Genomic DNA, 18229 nt, shown 5'->3' with positions numbered 1-18229 from the left:
TTCATTCAGGCAAGCTCCTTGAGCTCCCGAGTACGAAGGCGATCAAGCTCTTTGCGCTGCTGCTTGTTGCTTCGCCGGGCGCTGGCCAGCCGCGCCTTGAGGCGCACGTAAACGCCGAGCATGGCGAGCATGCCGACGATCACCCCGGCGGTAAGCGTCGCCAACAGCCATACGGAAAGCGATACCGGCGGAAGCTCCAGCCAGATAAGGTCGAGTGCTATGGTTTGTTGGTTGTTGACGGCAAAAAGAATGCCGACCAGCAATACCACCAGCAAAATGGCAGCAAGTAAAAGCCCTTTGATCCAGCGCATGATGAATGTCCTGATTGGTAACGTATCCGGTGCCCTATTGTGTATGACTCGGGCCGCCGCGTCACCCCGCGGCGGCCGTGGCGGCGTGGCGCGCTAGTAGCCCTGGGTGCGGCTTTCGTCGACCTGTTCGCGCAGCTCCTTGCCGGGCTTGAAATGCGGCACGTATTTGCCGTCAAGCTCTACCGGGTCTCCGGTTTTGGGGTTGCGGCCGGTACGCGGCTCGCGGTAGTGAAGCGAAAAGCTGCCAAAGCCGCGGATTTCCACCCGGCTGCCGCTGGCCAGGGTAGTGGTAATGTCGTCGAGTATCAGGCGCACGGCGGTTTCCGCCTCCTTGAGGGAAAGCTCCGGCTTCTGCAGTGCAATCTGTTCGATCAGCTCTGATTTGGTCATCGGTTGGCTCCATGCAACGACAGGGGTGGGGCGCCGGCGAGAAACGCAGAGGCAAAGGGTGTCGCCCAAGTGTGCAACGGTCTTCAGCATACTGCCCCACTGAGGATAAAACAATTCAGCGAAAACAAGGTACTAGCCTGTATCGTCGATAATGGCAGCATAGGCCGGAAGCGCCGCTGTCGCGAATCTGTGTGTGCGCTATACTGGCGCTTCCTTCCATCAACGCAAAAGAGGCCGACGTTGAGCGACGAGACTTCCCCGGATGCGATCCAGCGCAAACGACTCTACTGGCACTCCCGCCGCGGCATGTGGGAACTGGACCTGCTGCTGATCCCGTTTCTCGAGCGGTGCTACGACACCCTGAGTGCCGATGACCAGGCGGCCTACCGCCAGCTGATCACCGAAGAGGACCAGGATCTGTTCGCCTGGCTGATGCGTCGGGAGTGGCCTGAAGAGGCCTCGCGCCGGCGCATTGTCAAAATGATTGTCGCCCATGCGGAAAGCCTCGATAGCGCTGCCTATCGCGGCCTCTAAGGCCCGCACGGGAGTTCACGGGCTGCTGGTGGGGTTGGCGGCGTGGGTGGTCGGGCTCTGCCTGGGCCTTGTCGCGGCGATGATCTGCGGCGCGGTCGGGGCTGCCTGGCTGTGGCAAGCGCGTCTTCACGAACCAAGAGGGACGCTTGAAATAAACGTGGACGAGACGGGCGTCCAGGGACGTTTTCTGCCTTTTCCCGGCAGCGCCGGTGCGCCCTCTGCAGCGCTACCGGCTGTTTGGGCACCGCTCGAATGCGACTATCTCGGCCCCTGGCTTGCCGGTCTGCGGCTGGGCGGCAAGCGGCTTTGGCTGTGGCCGGACAGCGCGCCTGCCGAGGGTCGGCGTCGGCTGCGCCGGGTATTTCACCGTCCCGGTGGCTGACTTGGCCAGCGGGCGGCATAACGTAGACGCCGTTCAAGCGCGATAAGCGCTGGGGAATCGATCTGAACTGCAGAGCAAGACGCAAAAGCAGATAGCGGCACTGCCGCCACCTTGTTCCCGTCGGTTCAGCACGAAGGGGGAGTTGTCAGCCGATTGTCTATCGTGATGGCCGGAAAGGCGATTTCTTGATTTATCAATAATGCTAGCTAGGTGTGTAAACCCACCAGGTTGTTCACGGAAAGCCCCAACCGGCTAACCGGAGGGTGATAGTTCAGGCTGGCATGTGGCCGGTGCCAGTTGTACTGGTGAAGCCAGGCGGAAAGGTGTTTGCCTCGCTCCTCCGAGCTCTCATAAGACTGGGCATAGGCCCACTCGCGCAGAGCGGTTTGAATGAACCGTTCTGCCTTGCCATTGGTGCGGGGCGTATAGGGGCGAGTGCGCTTGTGCTTCAGCCCCACCCGCCGGCACAGGCGGTGAAACGCCCGGGACCGGTAGCAGGCGCCATTGTCGGTGAGCACCCGCGTGAAGCGAGTCCCCAAGTCTCGATAATACCGTATGGCCTCCAATAGCGCATAACAGGCGCTCCAGCCGGTTTCATCCGGGTAGCGAGTGCCGAAGGCCACCCGCGAGTGATCGTCGATGGCGATATGGACATACTCCCACCCTGCGCCGCGCGTGGCCTGTTGGCGATCGCCGGTGACCCGATGCCCCGGGCGCGCGAAGCGACCGAGCTTCTTGATATCCAGATGCAGGAGATCCCCGGGTGCGTCGTGCTCATAGCGATTGCTGGGCCTTGGCGGTGTCAGAGCCGCCAAGCGATTCAGCCCCTTGCGCTTGAGAATGCGCGCTACCGTGCTCTGGCCAACCCCCAGCGCCTGGGCAATCTGGCAATAGGTCTGGCGTCGCTGACGACGCTCGACGATCTGCTCCACCGTCGTTGCGTCGGTCGCCCAGGGACTTCGGGCAGGGCGTGACCGACGGTCCTGGAGGCCCTCGAGTCCCTCCTCACGGAAACGACGCACCCATTTGTAGGCCGTTCTCACACTGACGCCCTGGGCTTGCGCGACCTCTCTGGGCCGCAACCCTTCATCGATGACGCGAGCGACCAGCAGGGCTCGACCGTGCGGAGTGAGTCGGGCATTCTTATGGGTGTTCATCCGGGCCTCCTGGAGAGATTGGTTGGTTTGCATCTCCAGTCTTCCGGGTTGGCTCCGGATGAACAACCTACCGAGAGATCACAGCTAGGCTTTGTTTATAAGGGCTCAGGCGAAGAGTTCTTGGATACTTCTCAGGAAATTTTTAATACAAAAAAGCTAATGGAGGAACTGATGTTTAAGAAAATGCTCTTGGCTTCCGCAATATCAGCTCTTTTAGCAACAGGAACATCCGTTGCCCAGCAAGGCGGTGGGCAGGACTGGATGAATAGCGAGCGTAGCCATGATTCCAGTGCTCAGCGCTATGAGCGCGGGCAGCAAAGCCGTTCCGGCAGCATGTATCAAAATCGCGATTATAATAATCAGCGCCATCGCTACGACAGCGATCAGCGCAACCGCTACGACAGCGATCAGCGAAACCGCTACGACAGCGACCAGCGCAACCGCTACGACAGCGACCAGCGCCGCCGCTACGACAGCGACCAGCGCAACCGCTACGACAGCGACCAGCGCAACCGCTACGACAGCGATCAGCGCAACCGCTACGACAGCAACCAGCGCAACCGTTACGACAGCGACCAGCATAACCGCTACGACAGCAACCAGCGCAACCGTTACGACAGCGATCAGCGCAACCGCTACGACAGCAACCAGCGCAACCGTTACGGGAATTAGCAGGGCTGACAAGACCAGAGTGATACCAGGATGAAAATCAACAATTAATCGAGAGTCATTACGCCTCGATAAATGCCCAAGGAGGAGTCATGTACAGCCAACTTCTTATGGCTTCCGTTGTGTCGGCCGCACTCGTTACCAGCAGCGCCGCCATGGCTCAGCAAAGCGACACTCGGGATAATCAGCCATGGAGCCATAATCAAAGCAGCCAGCGGTTTGATAATCAGGAACGCTACGATAGCGACCAAAATCGCCAGCAGTGGCGTCATCGGGATGATCGGCAGAATCGTCCGGGTCAGAACCAGCGCTATCAGTCGGATCATGACAGAAGCGACCGAGAGCGCTCCCGTTACGGCGCGTCGGACCGCCCATGGCAAGATGATCGCAATGCTCCCTGGATGAACCACCGCGGAAGCGCCTCAGAGGAGCGGTGGGGACAAGAAGGTAGCCAACACCATGACGAGGCGTCGCAGTTTTACCAATACATTTATCTGCAGGGTTATATGGAGGGCAAAGAGGAAGGCATCCAGCAAGGGCTGTTGAAAGGTTTCCAGCGGGGCTACACGCAAGGGCTTCAGCAGGGCCAAAGCGATCAGAGCAGCACACGCCGCCAAGGGTATCCCGGCACTCAGAACGAGAAATATCAGCGCAACGGCCAGGACAGCGAAGACACTCTTGGTAATGAAACTGACGACGATCCAGATCTCGGGTCACGCTCCTCCACAAAGAGTGGCGATGAGAACAAGCAAGCACCGGATAAGTAACGGCACCAGCTGAATACGGCAATAAGCTCGGTCCACCAGTGGCCGGGCTTTTTTAGTAAGCGATAACGTTTAATAGACGATAATGCGGCTGGTGCCCGGAGCCGGACTTGAACCGGCACGCCATTAGGCAAGCGATTTTAAGTCGCTAGTGTCTACCTATTCCACCATCCGGGCGAGGCATGCGAAAAAAAGAGAGAGGGAGAGTGCTCAAAGAAGTGGAGGCTGGAGTCGGAATCGAACCGGCGTTAACGGAGTTGCAGTCCGCTGCATCACCACTCTGCCATCCAGCCTCAAGTCGTTGGAGCGGGAAAGGAGACTCGAACTCCCGACCCTCGCCTTGGCAAGGCGATGCTCTACCGCTGAGCTATTCCCGCTTGACTCGTTGGCGAATTATACGCGGGTTGCTCCCGTTGTCAATGGTTTGATCGCTGAGCTCGACATTTACATTTCCCGGCTGAGATGCGGCCAGGCGGCCCGGAGGTACTGGGTCATGGACCACAGCGTCAGCAGGGCAGCGCCGTAGAGGGTGGCAACGCCCAGGTGAGACATGAGATGGCCGGGAGGAAAACCCAGCAGCACCAGAATGGCAGCCATCTGCAGCGTGGTTTTCAGCTTGCCGATCCAGGATACGGCGACCGCGCCGCGCTTGCCCATTTCGGCCATCCATTCGCGCAGGGCAGAAATCACGATTTCGCGGCCGATGATCACCAGAGCGGGGAGCGTCAGCAGCCAGCTGTCAAAGCGCTCGATCATCAGTGCCAGCGCCACGGCGACCATGAGTTTGTCGGCCACCGGGTCGAGAAACGCGCCGAAAGGGGTGGACTGGTTCCAGCGGCGAGCCAGGTAGCCGTCCAGCCAGTCGGTTACCGCGGCCAGGGCGAAAAAAATCGCGGCGGCCGACATGCTCCACTTGAACGGCAGATAAAACAGCACTACCAGTAGTGGGATGAAGACGATTCGAGCGAGCGTGAGGATATTGGGTATGTTCATCGCGGAGTGCGATCCTTGCCGGAAAAAACGGAAGAAAGCGTCGGGGCGTCGTGAGCGCCCGGCCATTCTATCCCTCTTGTCGAGCGGCATCCATGTCCGCAGCGGCTTTATCCGTGGAGCGACTGATAAATGACGTCGGCCAGCGCTTCGCTGATGCCGGGGACCCGGGCAAGCTCGGTGCGGTCGGCTTGCTGCACGCCCTGAAGGCCGCCAAAAAAGCGCAGCAGCTCCCGGCGGCGCTTGGGGCCGATGCCGGGGATCTCCTGCAGCGTCGAGGTGCGCCGGGCCTTGTCCCGGGCGGCGCGGTGGCCGGCAATGGCAAAGCGGTGGGACTCATCGCGGATGTGCTGCACCAGGTGCAGCGCCGGTGAGGTAGCCTCCAGGGTCAGCGGGTGTTCAGGGGTCTCGAGAAAGAGCGTTTCCAGTCCGGCCTTGCGGGTGCTGCCCTTGGCTACGCCGAGCAGGGTAATCGTCTCGATGCCGAGCGTTTTCAGCACCTCGCGGGCCATGTTGAGCTGGCCTTTGCCGCCGTCCACGATCAGCACGTCCGGGGCAACGCCGGCCTTGTCGGTCACGCGCTTTAATCGCCGGGTCAGCGCCTGCTGCATGGCGGCATAGTCGTCGCCGGCGGCAATGTCGGTGATATTGAAGCGGCGGTAGTCGCTTTTGCGCGGCCCGCTGGTATCGAATACCACGCAGGAGGCGACGGTAGCCTCGCCGTGGCTGTGGCTGATGTCAAAGCATTCCAGCCGTTCGGGCACGGCGTCGAGCCCCAGGGCCTTTTGCAGTGCGGCAAAGCGCTCGTGCATTTGCTGCTGGTCGGCGAGCGTTGTCGCCAGGTGCTGTTCGGCGTTGGTGACGGCCAGGTCCTGCCATTGCGCACGGTGGCCGCGTACCTGGTGGGCCAGACGAATGCGCTTGCCGGCGTGCTGGCTGAGCGCGCTTTGCAGCAGGTCGGCGTCGTCCAGTGCGTGGGAAGTAATGATCTCCGCGGGGATCTCGTGCGGCTGGGCCAAGTAGTACTGGCCGATCACGTTGGCCAGCAGCGTGCCGGGATCCAGGTCAAGGTCGTTGGGTGGCGTATGGTGGCGCGCACCCAGCAGGCGCCCGTCGCGCACGCTGAGCACGGCCACGCTCAGGCCTCCCGGGCGCTGGGCCAGCGCAAAGACGTCGGCATCGCCGCCCTGGGTGTCGACGAACTGGCGCTGCTGCAGTGCCCTGAGCTGCTGGATCTGGTCGCGAAACCGCGCGGCTTCTTCAAAGTCCAGCGACTGGCTGGCCTGCTCCATGGCCTCGGTGAGCGTTTGGGTCACGTGCTCGCTCTTGCCTTCCAGGCACATGATCGCGTGCTCCAGGTCTCGACGGTAGTCGGCTTCGCTGATGTAGCCCACGCAGGGTGCAGTGCAGCGGTCGATCTGGTATTGCAGGCAGGGCCGCGAGCGGTGGGCAAAAACGCTGTCTTCACAGCTGCGAATGCGGAAGATCTTCTGCATCAGCGCCAGGCTTTCGCGCACCGCGCCGCTGCTGGGGTAGGGACCGAGATAGCGGCCGTCCTCCTTGCGCTGGCGGGCGCGCTTGTACTCCAGTGCGGGAAACGGATGGCGATCGGTGACGAAGATGAAGGGGTAGGACTTGTCGTCGCGCAGCAGAATGTTGTAAGGCGGACGCCATGATTTGATCAGCGTTTGTTCCAGCAGCAGGGCTTCGATTTCGCTGCGGGTCACGGTGATCTGGATATCGGCAATGCGCCCGACCATGGCCTGGGTCTTGGCGTTCAGGCGGCCGCGGAAATAGCTGGCCAGGCGGGCATTCAGCCGCTTGGCCTTGCCCACGTAAAGCGTGTTGCCCTGGGCGTCGAGCATGCGGTAAACGCCCGGCGTGGCGCCGACGGTACTCAAAAACTGCTTATGGTCAAAGCTCATGGGGCAAGAATTATGACGCGACGTTTCTGTGCATGGGTAATGATGCCAGTCTAACAGATCGATCCGGCGTATAGCCCGACAGTGTCATGGCTGAGTGAGTAACAGGCAGCGCTAAGGCGGTGTGGCCTCAAAGCCGTCCACCAGGCCGTGGCGTAGCGCCAGGTGGGTCAGCTCGACATCGGTGCTGACGTTAAGTTTTTCAAACAGCCGGTAGCGATAGGTGTGAACGGTTTTGCTGCTGAGGTGAAGGCGCTCGGAGATTTCCGCAACGCGCTGACAGTTGACGATCATCAGGGCGATTTGCAGCTCGCGCAGGGAAAGCCGGTCGAACCGGCTGGCCTCACCGGCCATATTGGCCAGCGCCAGACGCTGGGCAACGTTGTGTCCGATATAGCGTCGGCCGTGAAAGACATGGCGGATGGCGTCAAGCATTTCATGGTAGCTGGAACTTTTGCTCAGAAAGCCGGCGGCGCCTGCTTCCAGAATGTGCCGGGCCAGGCTGTCGCTGGTATGCGTAGTTAATGCCAGCACCTTGGTCTCGGGCATGCTGCGATGCATTCGCCGGGTGGCCTCCAGTCCGCCGATACCGGGCATGCGAATGTCCATGAGCATGACATTGGGGCGCTTTACGCGGCACTGGCCGACCGCGCTTTCGCCGTCGGCGGCCTCGCCGGCAATGGCAATATCGCATTCCTGATCGAGCCGATGGGCAATGCTTGTTCTAACCAGGTGATAGGGGTCAGCAATCAATACGTTGATCAAGAGGGGGACTCCTGCGTGGCAAGTCAGCTGAACCGTCACAAGGCCGGGGCATCGGGCGTAGGCGTCAAGCGCAAGCCGTCAAGTGGATAGTGCCACATCCTTTTGCGGGAAATCGTGCGCCACCCGAATTTTTTTATGGGGGTTGACGCGGAGGAGGTCTGCCCTTATGATTCGCCTCGCTGCCAAACGCAGCCTTGGGGCCTTAGCTCAGCTGGGAGAGCGCAACACTGGCAGTGTTGAGGTCAGCGGTTCGATCCCGCTAGGCTCCACCAGATTCTTAAAACCGTCCGATGGCTTGCTAAACCATCGGGCGGTTTTTTTGTATGGGTCGTACGGCAAAATCCCGGCCATCGCCTTGCGCCTGGCGCAACGATGGCGAATACCGGGCGTAGGTGGCTTAGCCGACTCGACCCAGCAGCAGAAACTCGATCAGCGCTTTCTGGGCGTGGAGGCGGTTGCCGGCTTCCTGCCAGACGGCGGCCCGGGGATCCTCCAGCAGCGTGGCGCTGATTTCCTCGCCCCGGTGGGCGGGCAGGCAGTGCAGAAACAGGGCATCTTCCCTGGCGCGGTCGAGCAGCGCTTCGGTGACCTGAAAGCCGGCGAAGTCGGCCTCGCGTCTGGCCTGCTCTTCTTCCTGGCCCATGGAGGCCCAGACATCGGTGGTCACCAGGTCAGCATTGTCCACGGCCTTTTGTGGGTCATGGATAATGCTGACGCGATTTCCCGCCGCGGCGACGATATCGGCGCGGGGCTCGTAGCCTTCGGGGCAGCAGACGCGCAGGTTGAAGTCGAACTGGCGAGCGGCGTTGATCCAGGAGTGGCACATGTTGTTGCCGTCGCCGACCCACACCGCCGTGCGGCCCTGAAGGCGGCCGCGACGCTCGGTCCAGGTCATCACGTCGGCCAGCAGCTGGCAGGGGTGGTAGTCGTCGGTAAGGGCGTTGATCACCGGTGCGGCGCTTGCCGCGGCGTACTCTTCGAGTCCGGCATGCGAGAAGGTGCGGATCATCACAGCATCGACCATTTCGGCGAGCACTCGGGCGGTATCGCCTATGGGCTCGCCGCGGCCCAGCTGGGTATCCCGCGGGGAGAGGAACAGCGCGTGACCGCCGAAGTGTGCCATGGCGGTTTCAAACGATACCCGGGTGCGCGTCGAGGATTTTTCGAAAATCATCGCCAGGGTGCGGTTGGGCAGCGGCGTGTAGCGGGGTCCCTGGGCCTTCAAGCTGCTCTTGATGGTGATGGCCCGCTGGATGAGGTAGTGCAGCTCGTCCGGACTCAGGTCAAGAAGGGTCAGGAAATGGCGCGCCATGGGAGCTCTCCGTGCAAAACGCCTATCCTAGCGGCGCGATGGGGGATGCGCAACGCGGGCCGCATTGGGTAGGATGGCGCCAGGCTGCAAGGCCTAGTAGCATGGTCGGGTATTGGCAGAGCCGGCTTTGAGCCGGCGACGCGACCGTTCTCGAAACCGGCACAGGGCGGGCGCCCTGGGCTGGCAACCTCAAGGAGGCCTCATGAGCACAACCGTGGAAAACATTCAGCAGCAGATCAGCGAAAATCAGATCCTGATTTACATGAAAGGCACGCCCCAGCTGCCTCAGTGCGGCTTTTCGGCCCAGACCGTACAGGCGCTGATGAGCTGCGGCGAGCGCTTTGCCTTCGTCAACGTGCTGGATAATCCGGACATCCGTGCCGAGCTGCCCAAGGTCGGTAACTGGCCGACGTTTCCCCAGCTGTGGGTAGAAGGCGAGCTGGTCGGCGGCTGCGATATCGTCGTGGACATGCACCAAAACGGCGAGCTGGAAAAGCTGATCAAGGACGCGGCCCAGCGCGCCGGCACCGCTGAAGAGGGCGACAACGCCTGAAGCGGCGCTTCTGCCGCATGGCGGCAGCGGTTGGCGGGCACGGTGGCAGCCGCTAGAATGGCGCCTTTCCCTGTCTCTTTGCCCGCCGAAGGATATTCTGCCCCATGAGCTATCAGGTTCTGGCCCGCAAGTGGCGGCCACGCACATTCCACGAACTCGTGGGGCAGACGCACGTACAGCGCGCCCTGGTCAACGCCCTTGACCAGGGGCGCTTGCATCATGCCTACCTGTTTACCGGCACCCGCGGCGTGGGCAAGACCACGCTGGCGCGGATTTTGGCCAAGTGCCTCAACTGCACGGCGGGCGGCGAGGGCGATGAAGGCGTAACGTCGACGCCCTGCGGGCAGTGCGACAGCTGCCGAGCCATCGATGAAGGCCGCTTCGTCGATCTTATCGAGGTGGACGCCGCGTCGCGCACCAAGGTCGAAGATACCCGGGAGCTTCTGGACAACGTCCAGTACGCGCCGACCCAGGGGCGCTACAAGGTCTACCTCATTGACGAGGTACACATGCTTTCCACCAGCAGCTTCAACGCGCTGCTGAAAACGCTGGAAGAGCCGCCGCCCCACGTCAAGTTCCTGCTGGCGACCACCGATCCGCACAGGCTGCCGCCCACGGTGCTGTCGCGCTGTCTGCAGTTTACCCTCAAGCATTTGCCGCCGGAGCGCGTGGTCGAGCATCTGACCCAGGTGCTGAGCGAAGAAGGTGTCGCGTTTGAAAAGAGCGCGCTGTGGCTGTTGGGCAAGGCAGCCGAAGGCTCCATGCGCGACGCCATGAGCCTCACCGATCAGGCCATCGCCTTTGGCCAGGGTGTCGTCCACCACGCCGACGTGGCCGCCATGCTGGGTACGCTGGATCATCGCCACGTGCTGGCGCTGATCGAAGCGCTTGCCGAAGTTGACGTGGCCCGCCTGCTGGACGAAGTAGCCCGGCTGGCCGAGCAGGGTCCGGATTTTGCCGCGGTGCTCGACGACGTCACGACCATTTTGCATCGCCTGGCAGTGGCGCAGATGGTGCCCGACGCGGTGGACAACGGCCACGGCGATCGCGAAACCGTGCTCGCGCTGGCGGGGCGCTTCACCGCCGAAGACGTTCAGCTCTACTATCAGATCGGTATCCAGGGCCGCGGCGACATGGCCCACGCGCCGGATTTACGCAGCGCCCTGGAGATGACGCTGATGCGCATGCTGGCGTTTCGCCCCCAGGGAGTGCCCCGACCGCCGGCAACGCCTTTGCCGCTTCAGCCGGAGCGGCCGGCGACGGACGCCGCCTCCGATGCCCAGGTAGCGTCGGCCCCACCGCCAGAGACGGCCCCGCCGGAGGCGTCGCCGCAGGCCTCGCCACCCTGGGGCGCTGATCCGGTATCGCCGGCTGAGACGCCCTCGGCGCCGCCCGACCCAAAGCCTGAGCCGGCTCCGGAACCGGCGCCCGACGCCGCACCGGAGCCGGACTCTGATCCTGCCTCCGAGCCGATGGTTGAGACAGCGTCTGCACCGGTTGAACCCGAGCCGGCTGCTGCTGACTCCGCGCCGGCAGCGCCCGAGCGGCTGGACCACGCCGGCTGGCTGGACGGTTTTGCCGCCCTGGGGCTTGGCGGCCTGACGCGCAGCCTGGCCGCAAACTGCCAGCTCAAACACGACGACGGTGCGACCCTGGAACTGCGTCTGGATCCGGAGCAGGCCGCCATGCAGGCGGAGATACACGAAACCCGTATTGCCCGGGCGCTTGCTGCCCAGGGCCTGGAGCGCCGGGTGACCTTTACCTCGGAGCCGCTGGATCCGACACTGGAAACGCCCCGCCAGCGCGATGGCCGGCTGGCGCAGGCGCGCCACGCTCGGGCGCTTGATACGCTCAACCGTGACCCCCATGTTCAACAACTCAAGGAAACCTTTGGCGCCACGTTCATGGATAACGGCGTGACGCCCACCCGAAATACCGATTGAAACAACCTTTTACCCGTTGGGAGAGAGACCATGATGAAAGGCGGAATGGGCAACATGATGAAGCAGGCCCAGGAAATGCAGGAAAAGATGCAGAAGGCCCAGGAAGAGGTCGCCAAGGCCGAAGTCCAGGGCGAAGCCGGTGCCGGCATGGTCAAAATCACCATGAACGGCCGCCACGACGTCAGCAAGGTCGACATCGACCCGAGCGTCATGGAAGAGGACAAGGAGCTGCTGGAAGATCTGCTGGCCGCGGCGGTCAACGATGCCGTGCGCAAGATCGAGGCCAATTCCAAGGAAATGATGGAAGAAGCCACCGCGGGGCTGAACCTGCCGCCCGGCTTTAAAATGCCGTTTTAAGCGATGCGCTTTTCCCCGCTTGTCGAACAGCTGATGGAGGCGTTTCGCGTGCTGCCGGGCGTGGGGCCAAAAACCGCCCAGCGCATGGCCATGCACGTGCTGGAGCGCGAGCGCGAAGGCGGCAGGCGCCTGTCAGCCACCCTCGCCGAGGCAATCGAGGCCGTGGGCTACTGCCGGCGCTGCCGTACGCTGACCGAGGCCGAGCTGTGCACGCTGTGCGAAAGCCCGCGGCGGGATGAAACGCTGCTGTGCGTGGTCGAGTCGCCGGCCGATCAGCTGGCCATTGAAGAGGCCGGCGGTTTTGGCGGGCGCTATTTCGTGCTTCACGGCCACCTGTCGCCCATTGACGGTATCGGGCCTGAAACTATCGGCCTGGAACAGCTGGAGCAGCTCGTGGCCGAGGGCGCAATACGCGAAATCGTGCTGGCCACCAACCCCACGGTAGAGGGGGAGGCCACCGCGCACTACATCGCAACCCGGCTCGACGCTTACGGCGTGACGTTTTCACGCCTGGCCTACGGCGTGCCCATGGGCGGCGAGCTCGAGTACGTCGACGGCGGCACGCTCAGTCGGGCGTTCAACGGCCGTCTGCCGTTCACCAGCGAATAAGCCTTCGATTCAATCCTGCCGTGCGCGCCTCGCGTGCGCTCTTATCGGAAACCCTGCTTTTGTCCTTGATTGACTCCCCCTCGTACCAGTGGATTGCCACGCCCCGGGCGCTGGATGACGCCTGCGCGCAAATGGCGGCGGCCGACGCGATCGCGCTGGATACCGAGTTTTTTCGTGAAAAGACGTTTTATCCGCTGCCGGCGCTGTTCCAGTTTGCCGCTGGGGACATGACCTGGTTGGTCGACCCGCTGGCGGTGGAGTGTACGCCGGCATGCCGGGCGCTGTTGCAAAACGACGCGCTCAAGCTGATCCATGCCTGCAGCGAAGACCTGGAGGTGTTTCAGCGCTGGGCCGGTGTGCTGCCAGCGCCGCTGATGGATACCCAGGTGGCCCAGGGGTTTTTGAGCGACAACCCCGGCATGGGCTATCAGAAACTGGTAGAGCATTGGCTGGGGGAAACCCTGCCCAAGGAAGAAACCCGCTCCGACTGGCTCAAGCGCCCGCTGAGCCGGGCCCAGTGTGACTACGCCGCGCTGGACGTGATCTGCCTGCTGGAAGTGTGGAAGCGCCAGGCAGAGGCGCTGGAAAGAAGCGGACGCATGGATTGGGCGCTGGCCCAGTGCCGGGCGCTGGTAGAGCAGGCCGGGCGCGGCGCCGACCAGGATGCCCGATGGTTTACCCGCCAGCGCCAGCTGTGGCGGCTGACGCCACGCCAGATCGAAGCCTACCGGCTGATGACCACCTGGCGCGAGGGCGAAATCCGCCGGCGCGACCTGCCGCGCAACTGGCTGGTTAGCGACAAGGTGCTGTTTGCCGTGGCCGCCGCCATGCCCAAAAACCGTTTTGAGCTGGCCGCGATAGAAGAGGTCAAACCGTCGCTGGTCAAAAAAGAGGGCGATACGCTGCTGGCGCTGATGCAAACGGCCCGGGAGCGGGAAGAAGAAGCGCTCCCTCGGAGCTGGCCGGATCCGGCGCAGCCGCCGTTCAAGCCCTTGTTCAAGGCGCTGAAAAAGACCGTCAGCGACCGTGCCGCGGCGCTGGGCATGGCCCCGGAAATGCTCCTGCGCCGGCGCGACATCGAAGCCATTGCCATGCAGGCGCTGGCCGGCGAAAGCCCGCGGCTGCCCGGCGGCTGGCGCGGCGAATGCCTGAACTCATCGCTTAAGCAAACGCTCGAGGAAATGTCATGACCGCCGATCGCGTCATCTGCGAGGTATTCAAAAGCTCGCGCAAGGAAGAAATGTACCTGTACGTCGACAAGCGCCAGGGGCTTGAAGCGGTGCCGGAGGCGCTGCTCGAACAGTTCGGCAGGCCGGTGCCGGCATTGACGCTGCTGCTGACCGCCGACAAGCCGCTGGCCCGGGCCAGCGCTGCCGACGTGCTGGCCGCCATCGCCGAACAGGGCTACTATTTCCAGATGCCGCCGGCGAAAGACGACTATATGCTTGATTTGTACCGGGCACCCACTCAGGCCGTTTACTAGGCGAGGTGGAGGGCCTTGAGCTTGGTAAGCCGTAACTAAGCCGTAACGAAGGAGTGCAGATGACCATGCCGATGCGCGAACGCTTCTGGGAGCGCTTCTCCCTGGAAGAACTCAACGATGCCGAGTGGGAAGCGCTGTGCGACGGCTGCGGGCAGTGCTGCCTGCTCAAGCTCCACGACGAGGACACCCAGGAAGTGGCCGTGCTCAACGTGGCCTGTCGGCTGCTGGATACCCACAGCTGCCAGTGCAGCGACTATCCCAACCGCTTTGACAGCGTGCCCGACTGCATTCAGCTCACGCCGGCGCTGGTTCGCGAGTTTACCTGGCTGCCGTCCACCTGCGGCTACCGCCGCGTGGCCGAGGGGCGCAAGCTTGCCAGCTGGCATCCGCTGTTAAGCAACGACGCCGAACGCGTCCACCGCAAGGGCGTGAGCGTGCGCGGCTACGCTATCTCCCAGGACCGGGTGCCCGAGCACCGCCTGGAAGAGCACGTGATTGCCGTACTGCCGCTTTAGGCAGTGAGCAGGCGATTTACAAGCCGGGCGCCAGGCCCAGCGCCCAGAGAATGAACGCATCCTGCCTTGCGGCGTCGCGCCAGGCCTTGAAACGTCCCGAGGCGCCGCCGTGCCCGCTCTGCATGTCGGTATACAGCAGCACCGGCGCTTCGCCCTGCTGGCACTGGGTGACCCGGGCGTAGTACTTGGCCGGCTCCCAGTAGGCTACCCGGGTATCAAACCAGCTGCCTTCGATCCACAGCGCCGGGTAGGCCTGCGCCGTAACGTTATCTACCGGCGAGTAGCCGCCGATACGCGCCGCCACCTCTGGCTCTGCCGGGTTGCCCCATTCGCTGTATTCGGCGGTGGTCAGCGGCAGTTCGGGGGTTTGCATGGTGCGCAGCACGTCAACGAAGGGTACCTCCAGCACCGCCGCGCAAAAGGCGTCCGGCGCGCGATTGACGCAGGCCCCCACCAGCATGCCGCCGGCGCTGGCGCCGTAGGCGACGATGCGCCCAGCCTGACTGATGCCCTGCTCCACCAGCGCCTCCCGGGCGGCCAGGAAATCGCTGAAGCTGTTTTCCTTGTGCGCCATCTTGCCGTCGAGATACCAGGGTTCGCCGCGCTCGCCGCCGCCGCGTACGTGGGCCACGGCAAAGGCGACGCCGCGCTCGAGAAGCTCCAGCCGGGCGATGGAAAACCACGGATCCTGGGGGTCGCCGTAGGCACCGTAGCCGTACAGCAGCGTGGGCAGCGGCCGGTCGGCCAGGTCGGCACGCATGACCACGGATACCGGGACGCTTGCGCCGTCGGCGCTTTTTGCCCAGAGACGCCGGCTGGTGAGCTTATCCGGCGCCATGTCGCCGTATACCGGCAGCGTCTTGAGCCCCCGGCGTTCGCCGCTGGCGAGATTCAGCTCGACCCAGCGCGGTGGCTGAGTGAAGGATTCTTCGCGCAGGGTAAGCGTTTGCGCGTCAAAGTGCGGGGCGTCTTCCAGCAGCTGAGAACAGGGCGTTTCCGGCAGCGCCAGGGTCTCGTCGCGCTCGATGCGGTGGGCATCGTTCAGCACCAGCCGACGCAGGGTCACCTGGGCCAGCCCGTGGTCGCGCTCGGCCAGCACCAGGCCCCAGGAGAAGGCATCAACGCCTTCCAGGGTAGCACTTTCCCGGTGGGCGACCAGCGGCTGCCAGTCGATGCTCCCTACCTCCGTTCGGGCCGCCGCCAGCGCCGCCTTTTCAGGGGCGACGTCCAGCTGGAAGTGGGCGCCGGCGCGGTTGTGAAGGCAGTAGAAAAAGCCCGGGCGGTGGTCGAGGCCGGCCTCCACGCCGGTGTCGCGGGGATAGAGGCATAGCGGTGCAGTAGCCGGCGCCGCGGCGGGTACCACCCAGGTTTCGCCGGTGTCCTTGGAGGCGCTTTCCAGCACCAGCCAGCGCCGGGAGCGGGTCTTGTCCATACCCACCCAGAATTCGGGGTCGTCTTCCCGCCAGATTAGCCGCGGCGCATCGCCGGCGACCGGCGCGGCAAGCGCCAGCGGCAGGCGCCAGACGCTGTCCGGGCGCTGGGTGGCATCGAAGCGGGTGAACAGCAGGGTAGCGGCGTCCGCCGTCTGATCTTCGGCCCAGCACAGCGCCGGGCCGATGTCGTCAAGCAGGCGCTGGGGCGTGCCGTTGGGCAGCGCCTTGAGCCATAGCGCAAAGCGCTCGTCGCCCCGACTGTCTTCGGTCCAGGCAAGCCACTGCTCGTCCGGCGCGAGCGCCATGTCGCCGATCTCGAAAAACGCCTGGCCGGCGGCCCGGGCGGGCAGGTCAAAAAAGCATTCGCGCGCGTCGGGCTCGCCGTTGGGGTAGCGCCACCAGCGGGGGTAGTCGTCGTCGGCGCCGGTGACGCTGTAGACCGTATAGTGGTCAAGCTCGGTCTCAAGGCTTGTCGAGGCCAGCTCGCGCCGGGCCAGGTGGCCGCGGTAAAGCGCCTCGGCCAGCGGCTCGAGCGGGGCAAACCAGGCGGCGTGCTCGGCGTTGGCCGCTTCGAGAAACGCTCGAGTGGCCGGCGCTTCGTCGTCTTCAAGCCAGTGCCAGTCGGGGGCGTCGGAACGGAAATAGCGCAATACCGGTGAAAGCTCGGTACGTTCTGGCTGTGCTTTGTTCAATTGACGGGTACCATAACGGAAAATGTTGCACGGATACTGAGATCCACAAGAGGAATACTATGCTGTTTGCCGATTCAATGTCACAGCTCTGGCTGATGTATTACGGCGTGTCGATCCTGGTGCTGGGCGCGGTGTATCTGGCGTTTGCCTTTTTACCGCGCCTGGCGCGGCTGGTGCTCACCTGGGCCATTGTCGGCGCCATCTGGATGCCGGCGAGCTTTTCGCTGCCGCTGGTGGAAGAGGGCGAGTTTTATCACGGCTGGGCGCCGTCGGCCATGGTTGCCGCCGTGGGCTTCCTGGAGCAGGATTCGGCGGCGTTTGCCGGCGGCCTGACGTGGCTGCTGAGCGGCGTGGTGCTGGGCGCACTTGTCGGCACCGCCCTTTGGTGGTGGCGCCGTCCGAGCGCCGAAGCCGATAACGAGCGCACGCCGCCGGCGGACGGGCAGTCGGCACCGGCGCGAGAAGCCGGCGTTGAGCCGAATACCCGCCGCCGGGAGCCGGTCATCGGCTAGACGCTTGTTCGGGCGGTGTCCCGAGAAAGGAGTCAACGATGTGTGAGCTTCTGGGCATGAGCGCCAACGTGCCCACGGATATCTGCTTCAGCTTTGCCGGTTTTCTGCACCGCGGCGGCGGCACCGGCCCGCACCGCGACGGCTGGGGCATTGCCTTCTACGAGCAGGGCGGCTACCGCGAGTTTCGCGATCCGCACCCCTCGGTGGATTCGCCCATTGCCCGACTGATTTGCGACTACCCGATCAAGTCTCACGTGGTGATCAGCCACATCCGCCAGGCCAACGTGGGTGAGGTGACGCTTTCCAACACCCATCCCTTCACTCGGGAAATGTGGGGGCGTCCCTGGTGCTATGCGCACAACGGCCAGCTTTCCGGCTGGCAGAGCCTGCCGCTGGGTAGCTATACCCCGGTAGGGACCACCGACAGCGAGCACGCCTGCTGTTTTCTGCTCGGCGAGATACGCCGAATCTTCCCCGTGCCGCCGGACGACCCACGGCGGCTGTGGCAGACCCTCCATGCGCTGTGCGAGCGACTGCGGGGGCTTGGGGTGTTCAACCTGCTGCTCTCCGACGGTGACTATCTGTACACCTACTGCACAACGAAGCTTGCGCACATTACCCGGCGTGCGCCCTTCGGCGAGGCCGAGCTTTCCGATGCCGAGCTGACGGTGAACTTTGTCGAGCACACCACCCCTGACGATATTGTGTCGGTCATTGCTACCGAGCCCTTGACCCATAACGAGCAATGGCAGCGCATGGTGCCGGGGGAGCTTTTGGTATGGAAGGACGGCGAGATACAGGCGCGCTATACCAGCGAGAACCAGGCAGCCAACAGTGCCTGACAGCGGCCGTGGTGGAAACGGCAGGGGTTCAAGCAGGCGTTGAAAAGTGCCGGCCCGAGACAAGCGCCGCCATGGCTGCTACAACAACCGTATC

21 protein-coding genes and 4 tRNA genes are annotated in these 18229 nt (G+C 63.4%); 14 read left to right on the top strand and 11 right to left on the bottom strand.

Annotated elements, in window-relative coordinates; genetic code table 11:
* Positions 1-5: 5 nt before the first annotated feature.
* Both P1P91_RS10260 and P1P91_RS10255 read right to left on the bottom strand, forming a co-directional pair.
* Complete coding sequence (locus P1P91_RS10260; RefSeq protein WP_311882412.1) at positions 6-311, bottom strand: LapA family protein; 306 nt, start codon at positions 309-311, stop codon at positions 6-8.
* Positions 312-404: 93 nt separating this feature from the next.
* Positions 405-701 carry an integration host factor subunit beta gene (locus tag P1P91_RS10255; protein WP_311882411.1) on the bottom strand — a complete coding sequence of 99 codons (297 nt, stop codon included), beginning with the start codon at positions 699-701 and terminating at the stop codon, positions 405-407.
* A 240-nt stretch (positions 702-941) separates the two neighbouring features.
* Here P1P91_RS10255 and P1P91_RS10250 point away from each other — a divergent pair, with 240 nt between their 5' ends.
* Positions 942-1235, top strand: coding sequence for an FAD assembly factor SdhE (locus tag P1P91_RS10250; protein WP_311882409.1), 294 nt, complete (start codon positions 942-944; stop codon positions 1233-1235).
* Positions 1236-1392: 157 nt separating this feature from the next.
* Positions 1393-1617 (top strand): hypothetical protein, encoded by a 225-nt coding sequence (locus tag P1P91_RS10245; RefSeq protein WP_311882407.1) that lies wholly within the window; start codon positions 1393-1395, stop codon positions 1615-1617.
* A gap of 206 nt (positions 1618-1823) precedes the next feature.
* Here P1P91_RS10245 and P1P91_RS10240 read toward each other — a convergent pair whose 3' ends face one another.
* Positions 1824-2774 carry an IS481 family transposase gene (locus P1P91_RS10240; RefSeq protein ID WP_311885781.1) on the bottom strand — a complete coding sequence of 317 codons (951 nt, stop codon included), beginning with the start codon at positions 2772-2774 and terminating at the stop codon, positions 1824-1826.
* 120 nt (positions 2775-2894) lie between these two features.
* Between P1P91_RS10240 and P1P91_RS10235 the strand changes: the two genes are divergently transcribed.
* On the top strand, positions 2895-3446 hold the full coding sequence (locus P1P91_RS10235) for a hypothetical protein (protein WP_311882405.1): 552 nt from the start codon (positions 2895-2897) through the stop codon (positions 3444-3446).
* An 89-nt stretch (positions 3447-3535) separates the two neighbouring features.
* Complete coding sequence (locus P1P91_RS10230; RefSeq protein ID WP_311882404.1) at positions 3536-4210, top strand: hypothetical protein; 675 nt, start codon at positions 3536-3538, stop codon at positions 4208-4210.
* Positions 4211-4299: 89 nt separating this feature from the next.
* Here P1P91_RS10230 and P1P91_RS10225 read toward each other — a convergent pair.
* From P1P91_RS10225 to P1P91_RS10200, 6 genes are all read right to left on the bottom strand, one after another.
* Positions 4300-4384 (bottom strand) — tRNA-Leu (locus P1P91_RS10225).
* Between the two features lie 42 nt (positions 4385-4426).
* Positions 4427-4500 (bottom strand) — tRNA-Cys (locus P1P91_RS10220).
* A 9-nt stretch (positions 4501-4509) separates the two neighbouring features.
* Positions 4510-4584 (bottom strand) — tRNA-Gly (locus tag P1P91_RS10215).
* 67 nt (positions 4585-4651) lie between these two features.
* On the bottom strand, positions 4652-5200 hold the full coding sequence (gene pgsA, locus P1P91_RS10210; RefSeq protein WP_311882402.1) for a CDP-diacylglycerol--glycerol-3-phosphate 3-phosphatidyltransferase: 549 nt from the start codon (positions 5198-5200) through the stop codon (positions 4652-4654).
* A 107-nt stretch (positions 5201-5307) separates the two neighbouring features.
* On the bottom strand, positions 5308-7122 hold the full coding sequence (uvrC, locus tag P1P91_RS10205; protein WP_311882400.1) for an excinuclease ABC subunit UvrC: 1815 nt from the start codon (positions 7120-7122) through the stop codon (positions 5308-5310).
* Positions 7123-7233: 111 nt separating this feature from the next.
* Entirely contained in the window at positions 7234-7884 is a 651-nt protein-coding gene (locus P1P91_RS10200; protein WP_311882398.1) for a response regulator, read from the bottom strand.
* 196 nt (positions 7885-8080) lie between these two features.
* Between P1P91_RS10200 and P1P91_RS10195 the strand changes: the two genes are divergently transcribed.
* Positions 8081-8156, top strand: a tRNA-Ala gene (locus P1P91_RS10195).
* Positions 8157-8281: 125 nt separating this feature from the next.
* Here the strand turns inward: P1P91_RS10195 and argF are convergent.
* The gene (gene argF, locus P1P91_RS10190; protein WP_311882396.1) at positions 8282-9196 is read right to left on the bottom strand and encodes an ornithine carbamoyltransferase; all 915 of its coding nucleotides are present in this window, start codon (positions 9194-9196) and stop codon (positions 8282-8284) included.
* Between the two features lie 202 nt (positions 9197-9398).
* On the opposite strand from argF, the gene grxD reads away from it, so the two are divergent.
* From grxD to P1P91_RS10155, 7 genes are all read left to right on the top strand, one after another.
* Positions 9399-9749 (top strand): Grx4 family monothiol glutaredoxin, encoded by a 351-nt coding sequence (grxD, locus tag P1P91_RS10185; RefSeq protein WP_311882394.1) that lies wholly within the window; start codon positions 9399-9401, stop codon positions 9747-9749.
* A gap of 104 nt (positions 9750-9853) precedes the next feature.
* Positions 9854-11692 carry a DNA polymerase III subunit gamma/tau gene (gene dnaX / locus P1P91_RS10180; RefSeq protein ID WP_311882392.1) on the top strand — a complete coding sequence of 613 codons (1839 nt, stop codon included), beginning with the start codon at positions 9854-9856 and terminating at the stop codon, positions 11690-11692.
* Positions 11693-11722: 30 nt separating this feature from the next.
* A complete protein-coding gene (locus P1P91_RS10175; RefSeq protein WP_311882390.1) occupies positions 11723-12049 on the top strand; it encodes a YbaB/EbfC family nucleoid-associated protein in 327 nt (108 codons plus the stop codon).
* A gap of 3 nt (positions 12050-12052) precedes the next feature.
* Entirely contained in the window at positions 12053-12658 is a 606-nt protein-coding gene (recR, locus tag P1P91_RS10170; RefSeq protein ID WP_311882388.1) for a recombination mediator RecR, read from the top strand.
* A 59-nt stretch (positions 12659-12717) separates the two neighbouring features.
* A complete protein-coding gene (gene rnd / locus P1P91_RS10165) occupies positions 12718-13848 on the top strand; it encodes a ribonuclease D (RefSeq protein ID WP_311882386.1) in 1131 nt (376 codons plus the stop codon).
* The gene (locus P1P91_RS10160; RefSeq protein ID WP_311882385.1) at positions 13845-14141 is read left to right on the top strand and encodes a YcgL domain-containing protein; all 297 of its coding nucleotides are present in this window, start codon (positions 13845-13847) and stop codon (positions 14139-14141) included. The genes rnd and P1P91_RS10160 overlap by 4 nt, the downstream gene beginning before the upstream one ends.
* A gap of 59 nt (positions 14142-14200) precedes the next feature.
* Complete coding sequence (locus tag P1P91_RS10155; protein WP_311882383.1) at positions 14201-14656, top strand: YcgN family cysteine cluster protein; 456 nt, start codon at positions 14201-14203, stop codon at positions 14654-14656.
* A gap of 16 nt (positions 14657-14672) precedes the next feature.
* Here P1P91_RS10155 and P1P91_RS10150 read toward each other — a convergent pair whose 3' ends face one another.
* Positions 14673-16739 (bottom strand): S9 family peptidase, encoded by a 2067-nt coding sequence (locus P1P91_RS10150; protein WP_311882381.1) that lies wholly within the window; start codon positions 16737-16739, stop codon positions 14673-14675.
* 101 nt (positions 16740-16840) lie between these two features.
* Between P1P91_RS10150 and P1P91_RS10145 the strand changes: the two genes are divergently transcribed.
* Together P1P91_RS10145 and P1P91_RS10140 are read left to right on the top strand one after the other, a co-directional pair.
* Positions 16841-17293 (top strand): hypothetical protein, encoded by a 453-nt coding sequence (locus tag P1P91_RS10145; RefSeq protein WP_311882380.1) that lies wholly within the window; start codon positions 16841-16843, stop codon positions 17291-17293.
* Between the two features lie 38 nt (positions 17294-17331).
* Positions 17332-18135 carry a class II glutamine amidotransferase gene (locus tag P1P91_RS10140; protein ID WP_311882379.1) on the top strand — a complete coding sequence of 268 codons (804 nt, stop codon included), beginning with the start codon at positions 17332-17334 and terminating at the stop codon, positions 18133-18135.
* Positions 18136-18229: the final 94 nt, after the last annotated feature.

The sequence above is a fragment of the Halomonas piscis genome (genome assembly GCF_031886125.1).
Classification (GTDB): Bacteria; Pseudomonadota; Gammaproteobacteria; order Pseudomonadales; family Halomonadaceae; genus Vreelandella; species Vreelandella piscis.
Note: the sequence above shows the minus strand (reverse complement) of the source record. Positions and strands in the feature narration are given on the sequence as shown.

Excerpts from the sequence above, each read along its gene's own strand:
- P1P91_RS10160 (WP_311882385.1), top strand. The coding sequence starts at position 13,845 with ATGACCGCCGATCGCGTCATCTGCGAGGTATTCAAAAGCTCGCGCAAG.
- P1P91_RS10140 (WP_311882379.1), top strand. The coding sequence starts at position 17,332 with ATGTGTGAGCTTCTGGGCATGAGCGCCAACGTGCCCACGGATATCTGC.
- dnaX (WP_311882392.1), top strand. The coding sequence starts at position 9,854 with ATGAGCTATCAGGTTCTGGCCCGCAAGTGGCGGCCACGCACATTCCAC.
- P1P91_RS10255 (WP_311882411.1), bottom strand. The coding sequence starts at position 701 with ATGACCAAATCAGAGCTGATCGAACAGATTGCACTGCAGAAGCCGGAG.
- P1P91_RS10155 (WP_311882383.1), top strand. The coding sequence starts at position 14,201 with ATGACCATGCCGATGCGCGAACGCTTCTGGGAGCGCTTCTCCCTGGAA.
- P1P91_RS10260 (WP_311882412.1), bottom strand. The coding sequence starts at position 311 with ATGCGCTGGATCAAAGGGCTTTTACTTGCTGCCATTTTGCTGGTGGTA.
- recR (WP_311882388.1), top strand. The coding sequence starts at position 12,053 with ATGCGCTTTTCCCCGCTTGTCGAACAGCTGATGGAGGCGTTTCGCGTG.
- uvrC (WP_311882400.1), bottom strand. The coding sequence starts at position 7,122 with ATGAGCTTTGACCATAAGCAGTTTTTGAGTACCGTCGGCGCCACGCCG.
- P1P91_RS10145 (WP_311882380.1), top strand. The coding sequence starts at position 16,841 with ATGCTGTTTGCCGATTCAATGTCACAGCTCTGGCTGATGTATTACGGC.
- P1P91_RS10175 (WP_311882390.1), top strand. The coding sequence starts at position 11,723 with ATGATGAAAGGCGGAATGGGCAACATGATGAAGCAGGCCCAGGAAATG.
- grxD (WP_311882394.1), top strand. The coding sequence starts at position 9,399 with ATGAGCACAACCGTGGAAAACATTCAGCAGCAGATCAGCGAAAATCAG.
- P1P91_RS10230 (WP_311882404.1), top strand. The coding sequence starts at position 3,536 with ATGTACAGCCAACTTCTTATGGCTTCCGTTGTGTCGGCCGCACTCGTT.
- P1P91_RS10240 (WP_311885781.1), bottom strand. The coding sequence starts at position 2,774 with ATGAACACCCATAAGAATGCCCGACTCACTCCGCACGGTCGAGCCCTG.
- argF (WP_311882396.1), bottom strand. The coding sequence starts at position 9,196 with ATGGCGCGCCATTTCCTGACCCTTCTTGACCTGAGTCCGGACGAGCTG.
- pgsA (WP_311882402.1), bottom strand. The coding sequence starts at position 5,200 with ATGAACATACCCAATATCCTCACGCTCGCTCGAATCGTCTTCATCCCA.